Here is a 5437-nt window from a genome sequence, read left to right on the forward strand (position 1 = left end):
GCACCCTCCGGGTCGTCGGGATGGAGGGTGGCTGCGGGAAGGCCTCGGCCGAACTCACCGACACGGGCCGGAAGCGGGTGACGGTCACGCTGGTCGAGACGAAACCCGCCGACCCGGACACCATGTGCACGATGGACATGCGCTACCCGCCGCTGACCGTGGAGCTCGACGCGCCGCTGGACGAGCGGACGGTTGTGCTGGAGCACCGCAGCGAGCGGGAGTAGTAGCGGCGGAACGTGGCATCCGGACGGTGTGGCGGCCCTTCCCGTCGGGGGGCCGGGGAGGGCCGCCACATCCCGGCGCTCAGGAGCGGAACGAGATCTGCAGGACCGGTTCCGAGGTCTCGGCGAAGAAGTCGTTGCCCTTGTCGTCGATGACGATGAACGCGGGGAAGTCCTCCACCTCGATCCGCCAGACGGCCTCCATCCCCAGCTCGGCGTACTCCAGGACCTCGACGTTGCGGATGCAGTCCTGCGCCAGCCGCGCGGCGGGCCCGCCGATCGAACCGAGATAGAACCCGCCGTGTTCCCGGCAGGACTCGGTGACCTGCTTCGACCGGTTGCCCTTGGCCAACATCACCATCGACCCGCCCGCGGCCTGGAACTGCTGGACGTAGGAGTCCATCCGGCCCGCCGTGGTGGGGCCGAACGAGCCGGACGGGTAGCCGTCCGGGGTCTTGGCGGGGCCCGCGTAGTACACGGGGTGGTCGCGCAGGTAGGAGGGCATCTCCTCACCGGCGTCCAGCCGCTCGGCGATCTTGGAGTGGGCGATGTCGCGGGCCACGACCAGCGGCCCGGTCAGGCTCAGCCGGGTCTTCACCGGCAGCTGGGACAGCTGCGCGCGGATCTCGGACATCGGCCGGTTCAGGTCGACCTCGACCACCTCGTCGGACAGGTCGCCCTCGGACACCTCCGGCAGGAACCGCGCCGGGTCCCGCTCCAGCTGCTCCAGGAAGACCCCCTCCGGGGTGATCTTCGCCTTGGCCTGACGGTCGGCGGAGCAGGACACGGCGATGCCGACGGGGCAGGACGCGCCGTGCCGGGGCAGCCGGATCACCCGCACGTCGTGGCAGAAGTACTTGCCCCCGAACTGGGCCCCGATGCCGAACTGCCGGGTCATCTCCAGCACCTGCTGTTCCAGCTCCCGGTCCCGGAAGCCGTGGCCCAGCTCGGACCCCTCGGCGGGCAGCTCGTCCAGGTACCGCGCCGACGCCAGCTTGGCGACCTTGAGGTTGTACTCGGCCGACATCCCGCCGACGACGATCGCCAGGTGGTACGGCGGGCAGGCCGCGGTGCCCAGGCCGCGCAGCTTCTCGTCCAGGAAACGTGCGAGCCGCTTCGGGTTCAGCACGGCCTTGGTCTCCTGGTACAGGAACGTCTTGTTGGCGCTGCCGCCGCCCTTGGCCATGAACAGGAACTCGTAGGACGGGTCGGTGTCGGCGGTGGCGTCGGCGGTGCCGTCGGCCGGGTCGGCACCCGCCCCGTCGGCACCCGTCCCATCGGACGCCGCGCCCGCGTGGCCGGTGTCCTTGTGGAACAGCTCGATCTGCGCGGGCAGGTTGGTGCCGGTGTTGCGCTCGTCCCAGAAGGTCAGCGGCGCCATCTGCGAGTACCGCAGGTTCAGGTCGCGGTAGGCGGTGTAGATCCCCTCGGACAGCGCCCGCTCGTCGGTGCCGCCGGTGAGCACGCCCTCGGAGCGCTTGCCGACCACGATGGCCGTACCGGTGTCCTGGCACATCGGCAGCACCCCGCCCGCCGACACGGCGGCGTTGCGCAGCAGGTCCATCGCGACGAACCGGTCGTTGCCGCTGGCCTCCGGGTCGTCCACGATCGAACGCAGCTGCGCCAGATGCGACGAGCGCAGCAGGTGCTGGATGTCGGTGACGGCCGCGTGCGCCAGCTCGGTCAGCGCCTCGGGCCGGATCTCGAGGAACCGGCGGCCTGCGGCCTCGACGACCCGCACACCCTCCTCGGTCACCAGGCGGTACTCGGTGGTGGTGTCCGGACCGAGCGGGAGGACGTCGGTGTGCTGGAACGCGGACGTGGATTCGGGGACGGTCACAGCTGCGGCTCCGTTTTCCCTCGGCAAGGCGGTCTGATCCGGTGAAAGGGACCAGACCGTACCGCGAGCGCGCCGGGGTCGGACAGCGCCGGGGCGCCCGGGCGCGACACAGATCACCCGTGCCGCCGCGGTGACCGCGCGGGGGAGAGCCGGAACCGGGTGTGCCGACAGGTCGGGGGCCGGGCCCACCGGACCCGGCCCCCGGTGGACGGCCGGGGACGACCGGCCGCGAGGACCCACACCTGCCAACACGGCGCCACACACGACGGGCGGCCGGGGCCGCCCACCCGGTGAACGCGCCCCCGACGGTCCCCCGCCCGGGGGCCGGCCGTCAACGCCGCTGTCCGGGTGATCGCGGCTGCTACCGGGGGTGGTCGCTCCCCGATCCCGCAGTCCCGGACCTCAGCTGGCGTAGGCGCGCAGTTTGTCGGCCCGTTCGCCGTGCCGCAGCTTGGCCATCACCTCGCGCTCGATCTGGCGCACCCGCTCGCGGGAGAGGTTGAAGTGCCTGCCGATCTGGTCGAGCGTGCGGGGCTGGCCGTCGTCCAGCCCGTAGCGCAGCCGGATCACGTTCTGCTCGCGCTCGTCGAGCGTGGCCAGGACCCGGCGCAGGTCGTCGTGCAACAGCCCGGAGATCACCGAGTTCTCGGCGTCGGCGGCCTCGGAGTCCTCGATGAAGTCCCCGAGCGGCGCGTCCTCCTCGCTGCCGACCGGCATGTCCAGGCTCACCGGGTCCCGCGCGTGGTCGAGCAGGTTGGCCACCTTGTGCTCGGCGATGCCGGACTCGGCCGCGAGCTCCTCGTTCGTGGCCTCCCGGCCGAGCTTCTGGTGCAGGTCGCGCTTGATGCGGGCGAGCTTGTTCACCTGCTCGACCAGGTGCACCGGCAGCCGGATGGTGCGGCCCTGGTCGGCCATGCCCCGGGTGATGGCCTGGCGGATCCACCAGGTGGCGTAGGTGGAGAACTTGAAGCCCTTGGTGTAGTCGAACTTTTCCACCGCGCGGATAAGCCCGAGGTTGCCCTCCTGGATCAGGTCCAGCAGCGGCATCCCCCGCCCGGTGTAGCGCTTCGCCAGCGAGACCACCAGCCGCAGGTTCGCCTGCAGCAGGTGGTTCTTGGCGACCTGCCCGTCCCGCACGACCGCCGCGAGTTCGAGCCTGCGCTCGCGGGAGAGGTCCTCGTCGGTGTCGAGTACGTGCTGGGCGAACACCCCGGCCTCGATCCGCTTGGCGAGGTCGACCTCCTCCTGCGCGCTGAGCAGGGCGGTCCGGCCGATGCCGTTGAGGTAGACGCGGACCAGGTCGGCGGCGGGTCCCTGGGCGTCGAGGTCGGCCTCCTCGGCGGTGATGCCTGCGGGGGCCACGGGCGCGACGTCGTCGTCGGTGGGCATCGGAATGGTCCGCTCACCGATACCGCGGGCGGAACGTTCGAGTGTCTGGACGGACATGGTGCCTCCCCGGTCAACGGGCTGACGTGCCGCTTCGGGCACGTCCGCGTCGTGCGCCGCGCGGCGAGCCTGTGGAAACTCGCCCCACGTACCCAGCTGCGTGGCTGGACACCCGGATCAACGTCCCGGCGCCGGGATTCGTTCCCGCGGCGCGGCCGGTGTTGACTCCGTCACGAATCGGTAACGGGGAAGGGTTGTGGTGGGATGACCGCGCCGCTCCACGGCCGGCGGCTCACGCCTCGACCAGCACCGTGAAGGGGCCGTCGTTGACGCTGTGGACCTCCATCGCGGCCCCGAACCGGCCGGTGGCCACCCGCGCGCCGCGCTTGCCCAGCCGGGCCACCACCGCGTCGACGAGCCGTTCGGCGTGTTCCGGGCGCGCCGCGGCCGTCCACGACGGCCTGCGCCCCTTCCGCGTGTCCCCGTACAACGTGAACTGGCTGACCACCAGCAGCGGGGCGTCCGCCGTGGCGCAGGACTGCTCGTCGCGCAGCAGACGCAGCTCGTGCAGTTTGCGCGCCATCGTCTCCGCCTGCGCCTCGGTGTCGTCGGTGTGCACGCCGAGCAGCACCAACAGGCCCGGCTCGTCGATCGCGCCGACGATCTCCCCGTCGACGGTCACCGAGGCCTCGGTGACCCGCGCGGCCACCGCCCTCACCGGACGATCTCCAGCATCCCGTGCCGCACCAGCTCGGTCACCACCGGCACCGCCGCGTCGCGCAACGTCTCCGGATCCTCGCCGTGCCCGGCCGCGAGCAGGTCGACCAGGTCACCGAGCGGCAACGCACCGCGGCACCCCGCCAGCAGCGCCGTCGTGAGCTCGTCCAGCTCGTGCTGCCACCCCGGCCCGTCCGAACGGTGCAGCCGCCGCACGGCCGTGGCCCACCCCTCGTCGGTGGGCTCGTCGATCCGTTCCAGCGCGACGGTGTCCGGCACCCGGAACACCGTGCCGAGCAGGTCGTGGCCGTGCGTGCGCAGCTGGTCCACCCGGTCGAGCCAGGCCGCGGCCTCGTCACCGAGCGGATCGTCGTAGGCCTGCCGCAGGTCCTCGCACACCACCGTCGGCGTGGCGTCGGTGCGGCGGAGCGTGACGAACCCGAACCCGATGCCCTCGACGTCCTGCTCGGCGAAGAAGTCCAGCCACGCCGCCGCCTTGGCCCGCCCCTCCGGGGAACGGGGGTCGACACCGGCGTCCCGCAGCCACGTGCCGACGTAGAGCGCGGGGTCGGCCACGTCGCGTTGCACGAACCAGGCGTCGGTCCCGGGCGGCAACCAGCCACCGACCCGGTCTGCCCAGTCCTGCCCGGCGACGTGCAGCCAGGACGCGAGCAGGTGCCCGGTGCCGCCCTCGGTGAGGAATCCGGGCAGCTGGCGCACCACGAGCGCGCTCGCGTCGTCGCCCGCCAGCCCGGAATCGCGGTAGACGTAGTCCACCCGCGGGGGGCCGACGACGAACGGCGGATTGCACACGATCCGGTCGAACCGGCGCCGGGCCACCGGGGCGAACCACTCACCCCGCAGCAGTTCCACGTCCAGCCCGTTGAGCTCGAACGTCGCCCGCGCCAGCGCCAGGGCCCGCGCCGACACGTCGGTGGCGGTGATCCGCTCCGCGTGCCTGCTCGCGTGCAGGGCCTGGACGCCGTTGCCGGTGCCGAGATCGAGCACGGTGCCCACCGGGCGCCGGCTCGTCGCCCGCACCAGGCTCAGCGAGGCGTGCCCCACCCCGAGCACGTGGTCGGCGTGTGCGGGCCGCCCGGACTGCTCGGAGTCCAGGTCCGACAGCACCCACCAGCTGCCCTCCTCGTCACCGTGCGGCCGGAGGTCGAGCCCGGCGAGGACGTGGCCCTCATCGCCTGCGGGCCGCAGCAGCCCGGCCTCCAGTGCCTCGTCCGGCCCCAGCGGTGCGAGCGCGGTGGCGGCCTCGGCGCGG

4 protein-coding genes and 1 pseudogene are annotated in these 5437 nt (G+C 72.6%); 1 reads left to right on the forward strand and 4 read right to left on the reverse strand.

The window, feature by feature from the left end; all coding sequences use genetic code 11:
- Positions 1–224: pseudogene (locus ACTIR_RS23850) on the forward strand (hypothetical protein); the annotation flags it as partial.
- Positions 225–303: 79 nt separating this feature from the next.
- On the opposite strand, the gene ACTIR_RS0116460 reads toward ACTIR_RS23850, so the two are convergent.
- The 4 genes from ACTIR_RS0116460 to ACTIR_RS23855 all read right to left on the reverse strand — a co-directional run.
- Positions 304–2061: a fumarate hydratase gene (locus tag ACTIR_RS0116460; protein WP_026455109.1), complete on the reverse strand. Its 1758-nt coding sequence runs from the start codon at positions 2059–2061 to the stop codon at positions 304–306.
- 402 nt (positions 2062–2463) lie between these two features.
- Positions 2464–3507 carry a sigma-70 family RNA polymerase sigma factor gene (locus ACTIR_RS0116465; RefSeq protein ID WP_026455110.1) on the reverse strand — a complete coding sequence of 348 codons (1044 nt, stop codon included), beginning with the start codon at positions 3505–3507 and terminating at the stop codon, positions 2464–2466.
- Between the two features lie 232 nt (positions 3508–3739).
- On the reverse strand, positions 3740–4165 hold the full coding sequence (gene dtd / locus ACTIR_RS0116470; protein ID WP_026455111.1) for a D-aminoacyl-tRNA deacylase: 426 nt from the start codon (positions 4163–4165) through the stop codon (positions 3740–3742).
- A partial coding sequence (locus ACTIR_RS23855; RefSeq protein ID WP_065388599.1) for a DUF7782 domain-containing protein occupies positions 4162–5437 on the reverse strand: 1276 nt, incomplete at its 5' end. The genes dtd and ACTIR_RS23855, both read right to left, overlap by 4 nt.

The organism is Saccharomonospora iraqiensis subsp. iraqiensis (assembly GCF_000430445.1).
Lineage (GTDB): Bacteria > Actinomycetota > Actinomycetes > Mycobacteriales > Pseudonocardiaceae > Saccharomonospora > Saccharomonospora iraqiensis.

Bases quoted from the DNA above. Each gene is read 5' to 3' on its own strand.
- ACTIR_RS0116465 (WP_026455110.1), bottom strand. From the start codon at position 3,507: ATGTCCGTCCAGACACTCGAACGTTCCGCCCGCGGTATCGGTGAGCGG.